The organism is Archangium minus (genome assembly GCF_044360475.1).
Classification (GTDB): domain Bacteria; phylum Myxococcota; class Myxococcia; order Myxococcales; family Myxococcaceae; genus Archangium; species Archangium minus.
In genome coordinates this window covers 8,431,086-8,445,666 of the sequence record NZ_CP043494.1, presented here as the reverse complement: position 1 = coordinate 8,445,666, position 14,581 = coordinate 8,431,086, and the positions used below count along the sequence as shown (strand labels likewise).

Sequence of the window (14,581 nt, the reverse complement as noted above, 5' to 3'; positions counted from 1 at the left end):
TCGCTGCCTCTGGAGTGCACTCCGGGTCTCTCCTGGGGTGCACTCCCGGAAATTCGGGAGGTTCATGGGTCGGCGAAGCCGTGCTTCCAGTCTGAAAAAATCCGCCTTTAGCGTTTGACGCGAAATTGAGGCGAGCTTAGGATTTCCGCCAGTTGTATTGGTTTCCTGAGTTCCTTTGAAAGGGCTCCAGTCTGGAGGTTCTCGGTGATCGCGCCCCAAACCGCTCGTGGTGTCCAGCCGGGTCCGGGCCGCGACGTCATCCGGGCCAACCAGCTCATGGAGGCGGGGCTCTGGCTTCACCTCGGAGGGGACAACGAGGGGGCTCGGAACCTCTTCCTGCGTGCCCTGTCGCATGATCCTACCCACCGCCGGGCTCGGGAGTGGCTCGCGAAGAGCGAGGCCGCGCTTGTCACCGCGCCGAGGCCCCGCTCCGTGTCTCCCGTCGCCGCGTCCGTGGCGCCCCAGCCCGCGCTGGAGGTGAGCGTCGTCCTGCTGGACGAAGCGGAGATGGCTTCCCCAGGGGCCGAGCCCCGTCTCATCACCGCCGACGTGCTGGACTTCCTCGCCGAGCCCGAGTCCAGGCCCGAGGCTCCCCGGCCGGTCCCTCCTGGGCCCGTGGCTCCTCGTGCGCCCGCGCCCGCTCCTGTTCGTGCGGTGACGCCCGCGCCGGTCGCCGCTCGTGCGCCCGCAGCAGCGCCCGCGCCCGTTCGTGCGGTGGCGCCCGTGGCCGCTCGTGCGCCCGCAGCAGTTCCCGCCCCCGTTCGTGCACCAGTGCCCGCTCCTGTCGCTCCTCGTGCGCCAGCGCCCGCGCCTGTTCGAGCGGTGACGCCTGCGCCGGTGGCCGCTCGAGCGGTGACGCCTGCGCCGGTGCCCGTGGCCACGTTGCTGCAGGGGGTGGAGGAGCTGCTCTCGTTGGGTGACGTGTCGAGCGCGATGGAGTTGCTGCGCAAGGTCGAGCAGATGGCTCCAGGTCATCCGCTGCTGACAGCGGCTCGCGAGCGCTGTGTGCGCCAGCAGCAGGCTGCTCTGGAGGCGAAGCTGGGCGACCTGAAGCGGGTGCCCATGCTGAAGCTTCGCATGGCGGAGCTGATGAAGCTCAGCCTGGATCCCCGCGCGGGCTTCCTGCTGTCGCGCATCGACGGGCGGCTCAGCTTCGAGGCCCTCTTCTCCGTCTCGGGCATGTCCCGGCCGGACACGATTCAGGTCCTGGCCCGGTTGCTGGACCAGGACATCATCACCATCCGCTGACTACCTGTTGGGGTAGTAGAAGACCCGGAAGGCGTAGCTGCCCGTCTCGCCCTGCGGCGAGTAGAGGTCGATGTAGAGCGTGGTGGTGCTCTGCGCCCGGATCTCCACGTACGAGTTCTTCGAGGTGTGAACGGGGTTCTTCACGTCCTCGCGGGTGAAGAAAGCTGCTGCGGGCACGTAGCGGCTGGTGTCGAACTCGATGCGGTACAGGGTGCCCTGGGTGACGGAGAGGGAGAACCAGTCCTCGTCCAGGCCGTACTCGAGGCGCCCGTAGCGGTTGGTGGGCGAGGGGACGTTCCACTCTTCCGCGGAGATGGAGGTGGACTCGGTGGAGCCATCGCCGTGGTCGTCCTGACCCAGCGAGCTGAAGGAGAGGGCGTACAGCCCGGTGGCGGGGGATGGATCCATCGGCGAGTGGCTCACGCGCACGTAGTAGGGCCCCGTCGCGCGGGCTTTGAAGCCCACCTGGGCCTTGGGCTGACCGTCCTGCGAGGTGAGCCAGAGGCCCGCCGGGTCGAAGATGTCCACGCGCGGCAGGAGTGCGCCTTGCTTGGGCTCCACGGTGACGCTGTAGATGTCTCGCGAGGTGGCGTCGACCCGGAAGAAGTCGTAGTCGCCGACGGGCTCGATGCTCTGCTGCCGCGACGCACTGTCCTTCGTCAGCGTGCCGGCGCGAGCGAGGCAGTCATCCGGCTCCGCGCTGTCGCCCGGATGCTCGGGACAGTTGAGGGTGGAGAGGGGCTCGCACGTGCCGTTGGGCCGCTGGACGGTGCCCTCCCTGCAGACGCAGCGTGCCTGGTTGTTCTCGTTGACGCAGACGGTTTTATCGCCCTGGGTGCAGGGGTTGGGGTCGCAGGGATTCTTCGGGGTGTTGGGACCCGAATTCACCAGGCAGCCCGTGCCGAGTACAGCCGTGAGGGGCAGGAAGAAGAAGCGGGAGAGGGGGTGGCGCATGATCAGCGGCTCCGACGAGCGTCCGTGCCCGATTCTTCATCTGGGGCGGTGGGGGCGCGGTCCAACGGATCCTCCACCTCGGCGGCCTGCTCGCGACGCTGGCGGTATTGATCGCGCACGTAGGCCACCAGCTGGTCCAGATAGGAGGAGAGGGGAGGGCAGCGGATGCCGGTGCCGTCCAGCAGCTCCAGGGTGTTGTGGCAGTTATAGATGGCCAGGTGGTTGACGTAGTTGAGGGCGGCGCGCTGAGGCCGGGCGAGCTTCTCCAGCACGGGCAGGCGCATCATCACGTCCGCGGCCCGGGCCGACAGGTTGAAGCGTGGCAGCTTCTTGTTCGCCTTCTCCGCGATGAGCTCGTAGACGCGGCGAGCGCTCATCGGGTTGGGGTCCACCAGGTGGAAGGTGCGGCCCACGGCGCGCGCATCGTGCGACAGCGCCCACACCGCCTGCACCACGAAGTCCACCGGCACCACGTTGAGCGGGGCCACGCCGTTGCCGGGCAGCGGCAGCGGCACCACCAGCGGGCTCGTCACCAGGAGGATGCCCAGGTAGTAGGGGCCCTCGAAGCGGTCGATCTCCCCCGTGCGCGAGTCACCCACCACGCTGCACGGGCGGAAGATGGTGATGGGGAGGGTGGAGGCGGCGCGCTGGACGAGCTTCTCCGCCTGGAACTTCGTCTCCTCGTAGATGTTGCGGAAGCCTTGGCCGCAGTCCAGCTCGTCCTCGGCGATGACGCCGACGCGGTCACCGGAGACGTGGCAGGAGGAGAAGTGGTTGAAGCGCTGGAGGTGCTCGCAGTCCCGTGCCAGCTCCAGCACGTTGCGCGTCCCGTCCACGTTGATGCGCCAGGCCGTCTCCTTGGGCACGCCCAGGTAGAAGACGGCGGCCAGATGGTAGATGTGCGTCACCCGCTCGCACAGCCGCTGATACTCCTCGCCGGACAGGCCCAGGTGCATGTCCACGACGTCGCCGGTGAGCAGCTCCAGCGTGCCCCCGGAGTTCCTCAGCTGGGAGGCGACCTTCTGCGCCTCCTTGAGGTGCTTGGGCTGCACCAGGACGTAGACGTGAGCCTTGGGCTCCTCGCGGAGGATGTGCTCGACCAGCCGTTTGCCGATGAAACCCGGGAAGCCGGTGACGAAGTACGTTCCGGCCTTGCCGCGGGCTTCCTTGCGCTTCTCGCTCATGGGCGGCGGAGCATACCCGTCCCTCAGCCGCGCGCGAGCATGGCGCGCCAAACCTCGTTCACTCGGGCCTGGGTTGCCTCCCTCTCCCCCGAGTTGTCCACCAGCCAGGTGGCGTGCTGCCGTTTCTCATCGAGTGGTAGCTGGGCGGCCAGCCGAGCCTCTGCCGCCGCCTCGTCCAAGCCGTCGCGCGCCATCAGCCGGGCCTTCTGCACCTCACGGGGCACCCACACCAGCACCACCCCGTCCATCCCCTCGTGGAGCCGGTTCTCGATGAGGAGGGGGGCGTCGTAGATGATCCGCGCGACCCCCTGGGCGGCGAGCGCGTGGGTGCGCAGGAGGAACTGCTGGCCGATGAGCGGGTGGAGGATGGAGTTGAGGGCGGCCCGCTCCTTCGGGTCCCCAAAGACGCGGGCCCCCAGGGCGGCCCGGTCCAGGAGTCCGTCCGGGCCCACCACGCCGGGGAAGCGCTCGGCCACGGCCTTCAGCCCTGGCGTGCCCGGCTCCACCACCTCGCGGGCGATGACGTCCGCGTCCAGGACGTGGGCACCCAGCTCACGCAGCATCCGGCTCACGGTGCTCTTGCCGGACGCGATGCCTCCCGTCAGCCCGTAGATTTTCACGGGGGCCTACTTCCCGCTCGGCTGGGGCGTGAAGATGAACGAGTGCACCGTCTTGCCGTCCTCGTTGAGGAACACGGCCAGACCCAGCCGGGGGTAGAGCAGGTAGGTGCGGAAGTCGTCCGTCAGCTTCTTCTGGTAGCAGGGCGAGGCTGGCATCTTGCCGGACGGGCAGACAGGGCCGTAGGTGCTCTCCACCGACTCCTTGTCGATGACGGGACCGGGGAAGACGTCGATACGCTCGACCAGCTTGGTGCCGGGGTCCACCTTGAACTGCACCTGCTTGGTGCCCTTGATGGCCTTCTGCTCGAAGTAGGCGATGACTTCCTTGCCCTCGGTGGTGACCACGCGCGAGGGCTCTCCGAACTTCTGGATGACCTGATCACGCTTGGACTGCCCGGGCTCGATCCCCTGCCACGGTTTGGCCACCGCGGGCGCGGCGGCGAGGAGCAAGGCAACGATGGCGATGGTCTTCATTCCCTCTGGTGTAACGGATTCCCCCGCGCTGTCTCAAGCTCCCCCCGTCTTCGTCCGGGAGGCCACAACAGCGCCAGGTTGCGCACCTCTGCCTTGCCCGCTCCGGGTGCGTCTGCTAGTCACCCGGCCGATGCGCGCTCGTGGCCCCTGGATTTCCTCCGTCGTGCTCGTCCTCGCCCTCTCTGGCGCAGCCCCTGCCGCCGACTTCCTCGGCCCGGAGAGCTGCAAGGGCTGCCACCCGGCGGCCTACGAGGCTTGGATGCAGTCCAAGCATGCCCGGGCGGGGGACTCGCTCTCCGAGGCCCAGCGCAAGGACGCACGGTGTCTGTCCTGTCACTCGCCCGACCAGGCGTCGCAGGGTGTCTCCCATGTGACGTGCGAGACCTGCCATGGCGGTGGCCAGTACTACTCGCCCTCCTATGTCATGAAGGACGCCGAGCTGGCCCGGCTGGTGGGCCTGGTGGACCCCTCGGAGAAGCAGTGCCGCAACTGCCACGACGCCTCGTCCCCGTCGCTCAAGCCTTTCAACTTCGTCGAGTCGCTCAAGGCCATCGACCACTGGTCCGCCGAGCGCACCGGTAAGTCGGCGCGTGCCGAGAGCCCCTCGCCCGAGCCTGCCAAGAAGAAATAATTCGCGTGATCAAGATTCTCGACGCCCGCTTCATCACCACCGCGGTGGAGCCCAAGGGCTACCCCACGAGCCTCGCCCCCGAGGTGGCCTTCGTGGGCCGCTCCAACGTGGGCAAGTCCTCCATGATCAACGCGCTGACCGGCCGCAAGAAGCTGGTGCGCGTGTCCAACACCCCCGGCCGCACCCGCGCGCTCAACTTCTTCGACGTGGACGTGGAGCGGGAGGGCAAGCGCCACCTCGTGCGCTTCGCGGACCTCCCCGGCTACGGCTTCGCCAAGGTGAGCAAGGCGGAGCGCGCCGAGTGGCAGACGATGATTACCACCTACCTGGAGAAGCGCCGGGACTTGAAGGTGGTGGTGAGCATCATCGATGCCGAGGTGGGGCCCACCTCCGACGACTTCCAGACGCTCGACTACCTGCAGGAGGCCAAGCGGCCCATCCTGGTGGTGGCCACGAAGATCGATCGGCTTCCCAAGGCGCGTCGCAAGCCCCGCCTGAACGACCTGGCCGAGCAGCTCTCCCTACCGAAGGAGGCCGTGCTGGCCTTCTCGGCCACGGACAAGCTGGGCCTGGACGAGGTGTGGAACGCGCTGCTGAACACCGTGAAGTGAAGGGGTGAGCCCCGTGTCGAATGGCAAGGGAAACGGAAGCAGGGGCAATGGAAGTGATCTCCAGCAGGCTCTGAGCACCCTGCGTCGGCAGCTCGCGTCGCTGCCTGCCCGCAAGCGGCTGGATGCCCTCATTGAGTCGCGTGACGCTCGGGCGCTGGTGCGCTCGCTACCCGCGGAGGATATCTACTTCACCATCATGGAGGTGGGGCTGGCGGACTCGACCGAGCTCGTGCAGCTCGCCTCGCCCGAGCAGTTCCGCACCTTCGTGGACCTGGGCGGGTGGAAGAAGGACCGGGTTGCCCTGCACGAGGTGCTCACCTGGCTGCGCGCCGCGCGAGGGGACGCCTCCGGGGACTTCCTCCAGAAGCTGCGCAAGGTGGACACCGAGGTGCTCGAGCTCCTGGTGCGCGAGTTCACCCTCATCCACGACCTGGAGGAGAACCCGGACGTCCACGTGGAGGGCGTGACGCTGGAGACGCCCGAGGGGCGCTACCTGGTGGAGTTCAAGGGCGTGGAGGGCCCGGAGCTGGCCGCGCTGCGCTCCATCCTCAACGATCTCATCGCGGACAACCCCTTCGAGGCGGTGCGCTTCCTCGAGGCCACGCGCTGGGAGGTGCCGGGAGAGATGGAGGAGGCGGCCTACCGCTTCCGCACGGCGAGGCTGGAGGACCTGGGCTTCCCCTCCCTGGAGGAGGCGGCGCGGCTCTTCAGTCGGGTGGACACTGGACCCGCGCCCGCTCCGGCCACGGTCGCGGCGCTCGTGGCCGCGAAGGCGCAGCCGGACTACCTGCAGGCCGCCTTTGTGGGCCTGGACGACGTGGAGCGGGAGAACCTCGAGGCCGAGCTGCGCTACCTGGCCAACGCCTCGTTGGTGGCGGAGGTGGAGGACCCCGGGGACCTGGACGCCATCCGCCGTGTGGGTGAGATGGTGCGCGACTACCTGCTGCTGGGGTTGGAGCACCTGACGGGAGGAGACCCCTCGCGCGCCGCGCAGGTGGTACGCGACACGGAGACCCGGCGCGTCTTCCAGGTGGGATTCTCTCTGACTTTGGCGCTCAAGTTCCGTGCGGACCGGCTGATGAAGCAGCCGCTCGCGCAGGTGGAGGGCATGCACCTGCTCTTCCCAGAGGAGGCCGCCGCCGTCGAGGCGCTGCGCCGCAAGCGGCCAAGGCGTGCGTTGAAGGTGCCTGGCGCCGAGGCGGTGCCCTTCCGTTCGCGGCGCGAGCTGGCTGCCAGCGAGGAGGTGCTCGCGCGGGCAGAGGCGCAGGTGGCGTTGTTGGGCGCGCTGCTCGGTGGCTCAAAGGAGCGAGCGCATGAGGTGCTCGCGCGCTTTGGCCTGGAGCCGGGCACACTGGGAGTGGACCGCTTCTTCGCTGCCAGCGTGGCGCTGGCCCTGCTGGAGGGGAAGGTGGAGCCGCGGCCGGTGCCCTCGGCGCGCAGGGACGAGCTGGGGACGATGCTCTTCGAGGGCTCTCCAGAGGCCCCGCGCCTGCGTCCGGAGGTGGCCGGGCGCGTGGTGGCGGTGCTGGAGCCGGTGGTGCCCGAGGCGGCCCGACCCGAGCTGCGCCGCCTGGTGGAGGCGACGCTCGCCCGCCTGCTGGAGGAGCTTGCTCCCTCGTTCCTGCAGGAGGGCACGCTGAGCCCCATTGCTTCCGTTCTGCTGCCCATGGAAGGCGGAAAGCCGTAATCCTTTCAGACCTACCTCCCTCCGGACGTAGGCCCCCGATCGCTAAGGGCTTGGATCCACGAGATCCACGGCGTCACTCCCGGGAAGGCGCGCGGATTGCACCTCGACAGCGCGCCCAGGCGCGCGCTTGGCGCGCAGAGTGTCCTGGACCACGCACCGTGGCCCAGGCGGGAGGAGGGTTTGGATGGGGTTGGGCGACAATTCGGAACGCCGGGATGTGGTGGCGTTCTATGCGCTGACCGCCTTCGCGGCGCTGATCTACATGCTGCCGCAGGCGTGGATACCCGCGCTGGCGCCACTGCGTCTGGCGCTGCTGACGTCGGGCCTGGCCGCGGGGCTGATGGCGTTGCGGCGGATGGGTCGCGCGGAGCCGCTCTTCTTCGATGGCGTGAGAGGGGTGGCGCTGCTGTGCTTCTCGGGGCTGGCGTTGGCCTCGGTGACCTGGTCGGTGAACCCGGAGGTGTCGCGCTTCACGGCCATCGAGCTGCTGAAGCTGACCGCCATCTACCTGACGCTGGTGAACGTGGTTACCACGCCGAGGCGACTGGCGGTGGTGTGCGGGGCCATGGTGTTGGCTTCGATCGTGACGTCCTATGGCGTCATCCAAACGTACTTGACCGGCACGCCCGAGACGCTGGTGGAAGGGTACCGCGCGCACTGGGTGGAGGTGTACGCGGACCCGAACCGCTCGGCCATGAACCTGGCGCTGGTGGTGCCGCTGGCGGTGGCCTTCCTGGCGCGCAAGGAGAGCGGCTGGCTGTGGCGCGCGGCGTGCGCCCTGGCGGTGGTGTTGGCGGTGGTGGCCATCGTCACCACCTACTCGCGCGGTGGCTTCATCGGCCTGTCGGTGGCCATGGCCATCTGGGCGATGCGCGAGCAGCGCAAGCTGCGCTCGGTGCTGCTGGGCGTGGCGCTCGCGCTGGGGCTGGCGGTGTTCGCGCCGAAGAGCTTCTGGGCGCGTAACGAGACGGTGGCCACCTTCCACGAGGACGCCTCGGCCATGGGCCGTGTGTACGCGTGGCAGGTGACGTCGCGCATCAGCCTGGACAAGCCGCTGCTGGGCGTGGGGGCAGGTTCCTTCCGCTACGCCTGGCACCTGTACGCGCCGCCCCAAGCGACGCGCGCGTACGTGGCACACAACATCTTCCTGGACGTCATCGGGGAGCTGGGCTGGGTGGGCCTGCTCTTCTTCCTGGTGTTCGCCGGAGGCGCGACGGGAGGGGCCTTCGAGGCCTCGCGCAACCCACGGTTGGGGTGGCTGGCGCGAGGACTGGCGGCATCCATGGCGGGTTATCTCATCTGTGACTTGTTCTCCGGCTACATCCTGTCCTCGCACCTGTACGTGCTGTTCGGTCTGGCGGCGTGCGCACAACGCATTGCCCGGGCGCAGGAGGCGGAGGAGTCGGCGAACATTCCCGAAGTGAAGGGTCGACTGCTGGCGGGCCTGGAGGGGTCCAACAATGCGGCGTGAGGAGGTACGGATGGCGGAGGAACCCCTCCGCCTGGTGCAGTTCACCAAGTCTTTCCACATCGGCGGCACCGAGGTGCAGGTCGTGGAGTTGCTGAGGGGTTTGCCGTCCAACTACCGCGTGCAGGTGGCGGTGCTGCAGGACGCGGGGCCGCTGATGGACTCGGTGTCGCGGCTCGGGTTCGCGCCGGAGGTGTTTCCGCTGAATGGGTCGCTGGCGCGGCCCAACTCGGCGCGGCAGGTGGTGCGGCTCGCGCAGTGGCTGCGGCGCGAGCGGGTGGAGGTGGTGCACGCGCACGACTTCTACTCGACGATGCTGGTGGTGCCGGCGGCGAAGCTGGCGGGGACCAAGGTGATTGTCGGGCGGCTGGACCTGGCCCATTGGCACGGGAAGGCGCGGCGGGCGCTGCTCCAGGGCCTCACTCGGCTGGCGGACCACGTGGTGGCCAACGCCGAGGCCATCCGCCGGATGTTGGTACGGGAGGAGGGGCTCCCGGCGGAGCGCGTGTCCGTCATCCCCAATGGCTTGGACCTGGCGCGCTTCAACATGCGAATGCGTGAGGGGCTGAAGGCCCCGTTGCCGGACACACGCGGTGCGCCGGTGGTGGTGCACGTGGCGAACATGAACCACCCGGTGAAGCGGCAGGAGGATCTGCTGCGAGCGCTGGCGATGGTGCGCCTCAAGGGGCACGTGCTGCACGCCTTCCTGGTGGGGGATGGCCCGCGCAGGCTGGAGCTGGAGCGGATGGCGGGCTCGCTCGGACTGACGGACACCGTCCACTTCTTGGGGCACCGTTCGGATGTCCCCGCCATCTATGCGCGGGCGGACTTTGGAGTGCTGTGCTCCACCGCGGAGGGCATGTCCAACGCGGTGATGGAGGGCATGGCCGCGGGGTTGCCCATGGTGGTGACGTCGGTGGGCGGCAACCCGGAGCTGGTGGCGGATGGGGAGCGGGGCCTGGTGGTACCGCCCCTGCGGCCCGAGGCCATGTGCGAGGCCTTCCGCAAGCTGCTGGCGGACCGTGAGCTGGGCCGGCGCATGGGGTCGGAGGCGCGCGCCTTCGTGGAGCGCGAGCTGTCCCTGGAGCGGATGGTACGCAGGCACGACGCGCTGTACCGGCGGGTGGCGCGAGGCGGGTGAAATCGTTTTTTCGCAAGCTCGTAGGAGAGGGGGACAGCAACCTTCTCCTACGAGGTCTCCGCCGTGAATTTCGCCCTGCTCCTGGTCCTGGCCGCCGCTCCCGCTCCTCAGTCGTGGCAGTTCGACACGGATGGCACGCCGAAGGTGAGTATCTCCAACGTCAACGGCTCCGTGCGGGTGGAAGCCACGAGCGGGAAGACGGTGTCAGTGGAGGCGACGCAGGAGGGCAGCGAGGCCGAGCGGGCCCGGTACCCCATCGAAGTGGAGAAGGACGGGGACGAGGTGACGGTGCGGATGTGCTGTGGCTCCTGCGGGAAGAAGATGTCCCAGTGCCAGGATCCGGTGCCCACGCACTTCGTGGTGAAGGTGCCGCGCGACTCCTCGCTGGAGGTGTCCACGGTAGCGGCTTCGGTGAACGTGTCGGGCGTGGCGGGGGAGCAGGAGCTGTCGGTGGTGAGCGGCAACGTGTCGGTGAAGGGCTCGCGGGGCGAGCTGGAGGTGGCCGCGGTGAACGGCTCCGTGGAGCTCGCGCCCGAGTTGCTTGAGGACACCGAAGTGAGCACTGTGTCCGGCGACGTGAAGCTGAAGCTGCCGCGCGGAGCAGGAGCCACCGTGGACTTCTCCTCGGTGGGAGGCCGCTTCAACGGGCGTGGCGTGAGCCTGGGCTCCACCAGTCAGAAGTACGGCAATGGCGAGCACGACGTGAACGTGAGCACCGTGAGCGGCGCGCTCGACATCCAGTCCGCCGAGTGATTCGAAGTAACGTGGCGCTCGCCGGTGAAACTCCAAGGCGCCGGCGAGCGTCTTCTTTTTTCCGGGGGGCTTCAGGCCTGGGGGCGCACGGTTTCGTGCGCGGGCACAGCGAGCGGTGTCATGGGGACGCCGCGGTGGTCCGCGCCGATGGCCTCGCGCACCGAGCGGAAGCCATCCCGGGCCAGCAGTGGGCCCAATCCTTCGAGCAGCCGACGCACCATGCCGGGCCCCTCGTAGATGAAGCCTGTGTAGACCTGCACCACCGAGGCTCCAGCTCGCAGCTTCTCGTACACGTCCTCGGCGGTGAAGACGCCACCCACGCCGATGATGGGCAGCTCGCCTCCGCTGCGCGCATAGGCGCGGCGGATGACGGCGTTGGCCGGCTCGCGCACGGGCGCTCCGGACAGGCCACCGGCCTCCTTCGCCACCGGGTGCTCGAAGGGGCGGGCGATGGTCGTGTTGGTGGCGATGAGCCCGGCCAACCCGCAGGCGCGCGCCACGTCCACCACCTCGTCCACGGCCTCGGGCGTGAGATCCGGGGCGATCTTCAGGAAGAGGGGCTTGCCCGGAGCCACCTGCTCCAGGCGCGCCTTCACGGCCCGGAGCAGCGCGGTGAGGGCCTCAGGCTCCTGCAGCTTGCGCAGGCCGGGGGTGTTGGGCGAGCTGGCGTTGACCACCACGTAGTCCCCGAGCGGGGCCAGCGTGTCCACGCACGCCACGTAGTCGTCCACCGCCTTTTCCAGCGGCGTGTCCTTGTTCTTGCCGATGTTCACCCCCACAGGGGCGGGGTGCCAGGTGCGCACCCGGAGGTGCTCGGCGGCGTGGGTGGCGCCGTGGTTGTTGAAGCCCATCCGGTTGATGAGCGCCCGGTGCTCGGGGATGCGGAAGAGGCGCGGAGTCGGGTTGCCCGGCTGGGGCCTGGGGGTGAGCGTCCCTACCTCCACCGCGGCGAAGCCGAGCGCCAGCAGCCCGTCTACGGCCTCGGCCTCCTTGTCGAGTCCCGCGGCCAGCGCCACCGGGTGAGCGAGCTCCAGGCTCGCCACCTTCACCGAGGCGTCATAGGTGACGGCGGAGAGCGTCCGCGCGCGCAGGCTCTGGCACAGCCCAGACAGGTGCCCGAACCACCGCAGCAGCGTCATGCCCAGCCGGTGGGCGCGCTCGGCGGGGAGGAGGAAGAGGAGGGCGCGGGCGAGGCGGTACATGGAGCTCACGTGGGAATGAAGGAGTACTGGCGCGCCCAGGCGAGCGTCTGGTCCACCTGCTCCGGGGAGAGCAGGCCGTTCTTCTCGACGAGCTCCACCTCTCGGAGCATGTCCGTCTCCAGGAGGTACGTCCCGTCGGTGTTGAGCGTGAACTTCACGCCGCGGTCCCAGAAGGTGCGCATGATGTGCTTGAGCTCGTCGAGCCCCTCCACGGCGCGGGTGTGGAGGTTGGAGGTGGGGCACAGCTCGAGCACCACGTCCCGCTCGCGCAGCAGCTTCATGGCGGACTCGTCATAGGCGGCGCGGATGCCGTGGCCGATGCGGTGGGGCTTGAGCTTCTCCACCACGGCCATGACGCCCTCGGCGCCGGTGCCCTTCGTCTCTCCGGTGTGCACGGTGCACTTGAGGCCCGCCTTGCGCGCGCGGGCGAAGAGCTCCTCGTACTGCGACACCACGGCGGGCTCGAGCTCCAGCGCGTGCGTCTCTGTGCCGGCCAGGTCGATGCCGTACACACCGCGGCTGCGGTACTTGATGGCCTTGTCCACGAGGATGCTGTTGAGCCGGTGGTCGAACTCGCGGGCCAGACAGAAGATGAGGCCTGCCCTCACGCCGTACTCGAGCATGGCCCGGTCCATGCCACGCAGCGCCGCGTGGATGATGTGATCCAGATCCAACTCCGAGTTGAGGTTGCGCTTCATGGGGTTGAAGCGCAGCTCGATCTGCGTGACGCGGCTGCCGCGGTACTCCTTGCCGATGATCTCGTACACGGAGCGCTCGACGGCCATGGGCGAGCTTTGAATCTTCTCCGTCCAGGTGTGGAGGATCTTCAGGTAGTCCTCGAGGCTGCCCACCTTGCCGGGACGCGAGGTGATGAGCTCCACGAAGTCGAAATAGCTCTTCACCGGGAGCTTGAAGCCCTGCTGGTGCGCGAGGGACCAGAGGACGTGAGGGGCCACGGAGCTACCCACGTGGATGTGCAGATCAATGAGATCGCGTGCCATGGCGGCATGTATGCACAGTGCCGCCCGGGCGTCCAGCTACCGGCGCAGCAGCACGTAAACGGCGCCCGCGCCCCCGTCTTGAGGACGTGCGGTAGCAAACGCCAGGACCGTCTTGCCGATGCTCTTCTGGCCCAGCCATCCCCGGAGGCTCTCCTTGAGGACGGGGATCTGGTCCTTGGAGTTGAGCCCCCGCCCATGGACGATGAGCACGCAGCGCTTGCCGCCGCGGCGGCTGTCCGAGAGGAAACGATTCACGGCCTCCTTGGCCTCGGCCTGGGTCATTCCGTGGAGGTCCAAGCGGCCCTGGACGGAGAAGTCGCCGCGGCGCAGGGAGCGCAGCAGCCGGGCATCAATCCCGGGGGCGGCGCCCTGGATGTACTCCTCGGTGTCGGAGACGTCGAAGTCACCCTGGCCGGCCACGAGCTCGGCGAGCTCGGCGAGGGCCTCGGCGTTCTCGTCGATGATCTCCGGCAGACGGGGGTTGGGAGGGGGCGGCTCGCCGCGGTGGGTGAGCTGCTCCACGCCGTCCATGGCGGAGAGGAACAGGGACATGTCGTCCTCCTCCTGGCGCTTGGACTTGGAGGGCTTGGGGGGCGGGGGAGGCGCCTGGGGCTTCTTGGGCGGCTCGGCCTGCTTCTTCTTGAGGTCCGCGAGAGCTGCCTTGAAGGGGTTGTTGAAGCTCTCGCTCTTCTTCTTGGGGGAGCCGCGGTCGCTCATATGGACTTGTAATGCGACAGAGCGGGCCGGGGTTCAACCCGGTTTAGCATCCCCCGGCTCAGTCCTGGCCGGACAGCCAGGCCTGGAAGCGTTGGGCGGAGGGGGGGATCAGTCGTACCCGGCACCAATCGACGATGCAGAGCTGATGCTGGGTGGCGAGGGTCGCCAGCAGGGCGGCATCCCCCTGAAGGGCCGCGCCCGTCTGCGTGCGGTGGAGGCCCAGCGCGGTGATGCGACCCTCCCGCTGCGTGCCGTACAACGCAAGGCCCGAGGGCAGCTTCACGGCGAAGCCTCCCGCAACCAGCCCCGCCACCCCCCGGAATGCGAGCCCCTCGAGCCACGTCGCGGCTTCGCCCAGGGTGCTCCGCAGGTTGGCCAGGGTGATCCACGTCCCATGCAGGGGCAGAGGCACCTCCTTGCGGATGTAGATCGCGTCGAAGCCGGGACTCTTGCGATGCTGGGTGTAGATCCGCTCAATCGCCCGCAGGTCCACTTCGATGGAGCCCTGGAGCGTGATCGCCACGAGCTCGATCTGTCGCCAGTCGTCTTCGTGCAGCTCAAGCACCTGCTTGCCCAGCTTCGTCGAGCCCTCCTCAATGGGAGGAATCTCCTCGGCGATGGAGGGCAGCGAGTAGAGCACCTCGCGCGGACTCACCTTGGAGATCCGCACCTCGCGCATCTCGAGCCGCAGCTTTCCGGTCGCGCGGAACTCCCGAGCGGTCATGGGGGAGGCGGAGACGACCGAGTAGGTCTTGTCTCCAACGCGCAGCGTGGTTGCTGCCTCGAAGCTCTGGGGGAGGTTGCCCACGGGCAGCTCCGCCTCGCCAATGTGCTGGCCCGTCGTGGCATCGAAGAGCTGCACCTGGATGGTGGAATGATCTGGCATGGTC

Annotated in this window: 15 protein-coding genes; 7 read left to right on the top strand and 8 right to left on the bottom strand. The window is 68.5% G+C overall.

Going from position 1 to position 14,581, the window contains the following annotated elements; all coding sequences use genetic code 11:
- Positions 1–204: 204 nt before the first annotated feature.
- On the top strand, positions 205–1,248 hold the full coding sequence (locus F0U60_RS34270; RefSeq protein WP_395806265.1) for a hypothetical protein: 1,044 nt from the start codon (positions 205–207) through the stop codon (positions 1,246–1,248).
- Here the strand turns inward: F0U60_RS34270 and F0U60_RS34265 are convergent, their stop codons facing one another.
- From F0U60_RS34265 to F0U60_RS34250, 4 genes are read right to left on the bottom strand one after another with little or no spacing between them, the layout of a single operon-like run.
- Positions 1,249–2,202, bottom strand: coding sequence for a hypothetical protein (locus tag F0U60_RS34265; RefSeq protein ID WP_395806264.1), 954 nt, complete (start codon positions 2,200–2,202; stop codon positions 1,249–1,251).
- Between the two features lie 2 nt (positions 2,203–2,204).
- On the bottom strand, positions 2,205–3,386 hold the full coding sequence (locus tag F0U60_RS34260; RefSeq protein WP_395806263.1) for an SDR family oxidoreductase: 1,182 nt from the start codon (positions 3,384–3,386) through the stop codon (positions 2,205–2,207).
- A gap of 23 nt (positions 3,387–3,409) precedes the next feature.
- Positions 3,410–4,006 (bottom strand): dephospho-CoA kinase, encoded by a 597-nt coding sequence (coaE, locus tag F0U60_RS34255; RefSeq protein WP_395806262.1) that lies wholly within the window; start codon positions 4,004–4,006, stop codon positions 3,410–3,412.
- Between the two features lie 6 nt (positions 4,007–4,012).
- A complete protein-coding gene (locus F0U60_RS34250) occupies positions 4,013–4,480 on the bottom strand; it encodes a hypothetical protein (protein WP_395806261.1) in 468 nt (155 codons plus the stop codon).
- Between the two features lie 130 nt (positions 4,481–4,610).
- On the opposite strand from F0U60_RS34250, the gene F0U60_RS34245 reads away from it, so the two are divergent.
- The 6 genes from F0U60_RS34245 to F0U60_RS34220 all read left to right on the top strand — a co-directional run bounded on the left by F0U60_RS34245 (position 4,611) and on the right by F0U60_RS34220 (position 10,771).
- A complete protein-coding gene (locus F0U60_RS34245) occupies positions 4,611–5,111 on the top strand; it encodes a cytochrome c3 family protein (RefSeq protein ID WP_395806260.1) in 501 nt (166 codons plus the stop codon).
- Between the two features lie 5 nt (positions 5,112–5,116).
- Positions 5,117–5,722, top strand: coding sequence for a ribosome biogenesis GTP-binding protein YihA/YsxC (yihA, locus tag F0U60_RS34240; RefSeq protein ID WP_395806259.1), 606 nt, complete (start codon positions 5,117–5,119; stop codon positions 5,720–5,722).
- A gap of 13 nt (positions 5,723–5,735) precedes the next feature.
- The gene (locus F0U60_RS34235) at positions 5,736–7,409 is read left to right on the top strand and encodes a DUF6178 family protein (protein ID WP_395806258.1); all 1,674 of its coding nucleotides are present in this window, start codon (positions 5,736–5,738) and stop codon (positions 7,407–7,409) included.
- 184 nt (positions 7,410–7,593) lie between these two features.
- A complete protein-coding gene (locus F0U60_RS34230) occupies positions 7,594–8,880 on the top strand; it encodes an O-antigen ligase family protein (RefSeq protein WP_395806257.1) in 1,287 nt (428 codons plus the stop codon).
- On the top strand, positions 8,870–10,018 hold the full coding sequence (locus F0U60_RS34225; protein WP_395806256.1) for a glycosyltransferase: 1,149 nt from the start codon (positions 8,870–8,872) through the stop codon (positions 10,016–10,018). Before F0U60_RS34230 ends, F0U60_RS34225 begins: the two co-directional genes overlap by 11 nt.
- A 63-nt stretch (positions 10,019–10,081) precedes the next feature.
- Positions 10,082–10,771 carry a DUF4097 family beta strand repeat-containing protein gene (locus F0U60_RS34220; protein ID WP_395806255.1) on the top strand — a complete coding sequence of 230 codons (690 nt, stop codon included), beginning with the start codon at positions 10,082–10,084 and terminating at the stop codon, positions 10,769–10,771.
- Between the two features lie 71 nt (positions 10,772–10,842).
- Here the strand turns inward: F0U60_RS34220 and F0U60_RS34215 are convergent, their stop codons facing one another.
- Genes F0U60_RS34215 through F0U60_RS34200 form a run of 4 tightly spaced genes read right to left on the bottom strand, consistent with a single transcriptional unit; the run spans position 10,843 to position 14,577 of the window.
- Entirely contained in the window at positions 10,843–11,973 is a 1,131-nt protein-coding gene (locus tag F0U60_RS34215) for a quinone-dependent dihydroorotate dehydrogenase (RefSeq protein WP_395806254.1), read from the bottom strand.
- Between the two features lie 5 nt (positions 11,974–11,978).
- Positions 11,979–12,974 carry an adenosine deaminase gene (locus tag F0U60_RS34210; RefSeq protein ID WP_395806253.1) on the bottom strand — a complete coding sequence of 332 codons (996 nt, stop codon included), beginning with the start codon at positions 12,972–12,974 and terminating at the stop codon, positions 11,979–11,981.
- Between the two features lie 36 nt (positions 12,975–13,010).
- Positions 13,011–13,691: a Smr/MutS family protein gene (locus F0U60_RS34205; RefSeq protein WP_395806252.1), complete on the bottom strand. Its 681-nt coding sequence runs from the start codon at positions 13,689–13,691 to the stop codon at positions 13,011–13,013.
- Between the two features lie 58 nt (positions 13,692–13,749).
- Positions 13,750–14,577 carry a hypothetical protein gene (locus F0U60_RS34200; protein WP_395806251.1) on the bottom strand — a complete coding sequence of 276 codons (828 nt, stop codon included), beginning with the start codon at positions 14,575–14,577 and terminating at the stop codon, positions 13,750–13,752.
- Positions 14,578–14,581 lie beyond the last annotated feature (4 nt).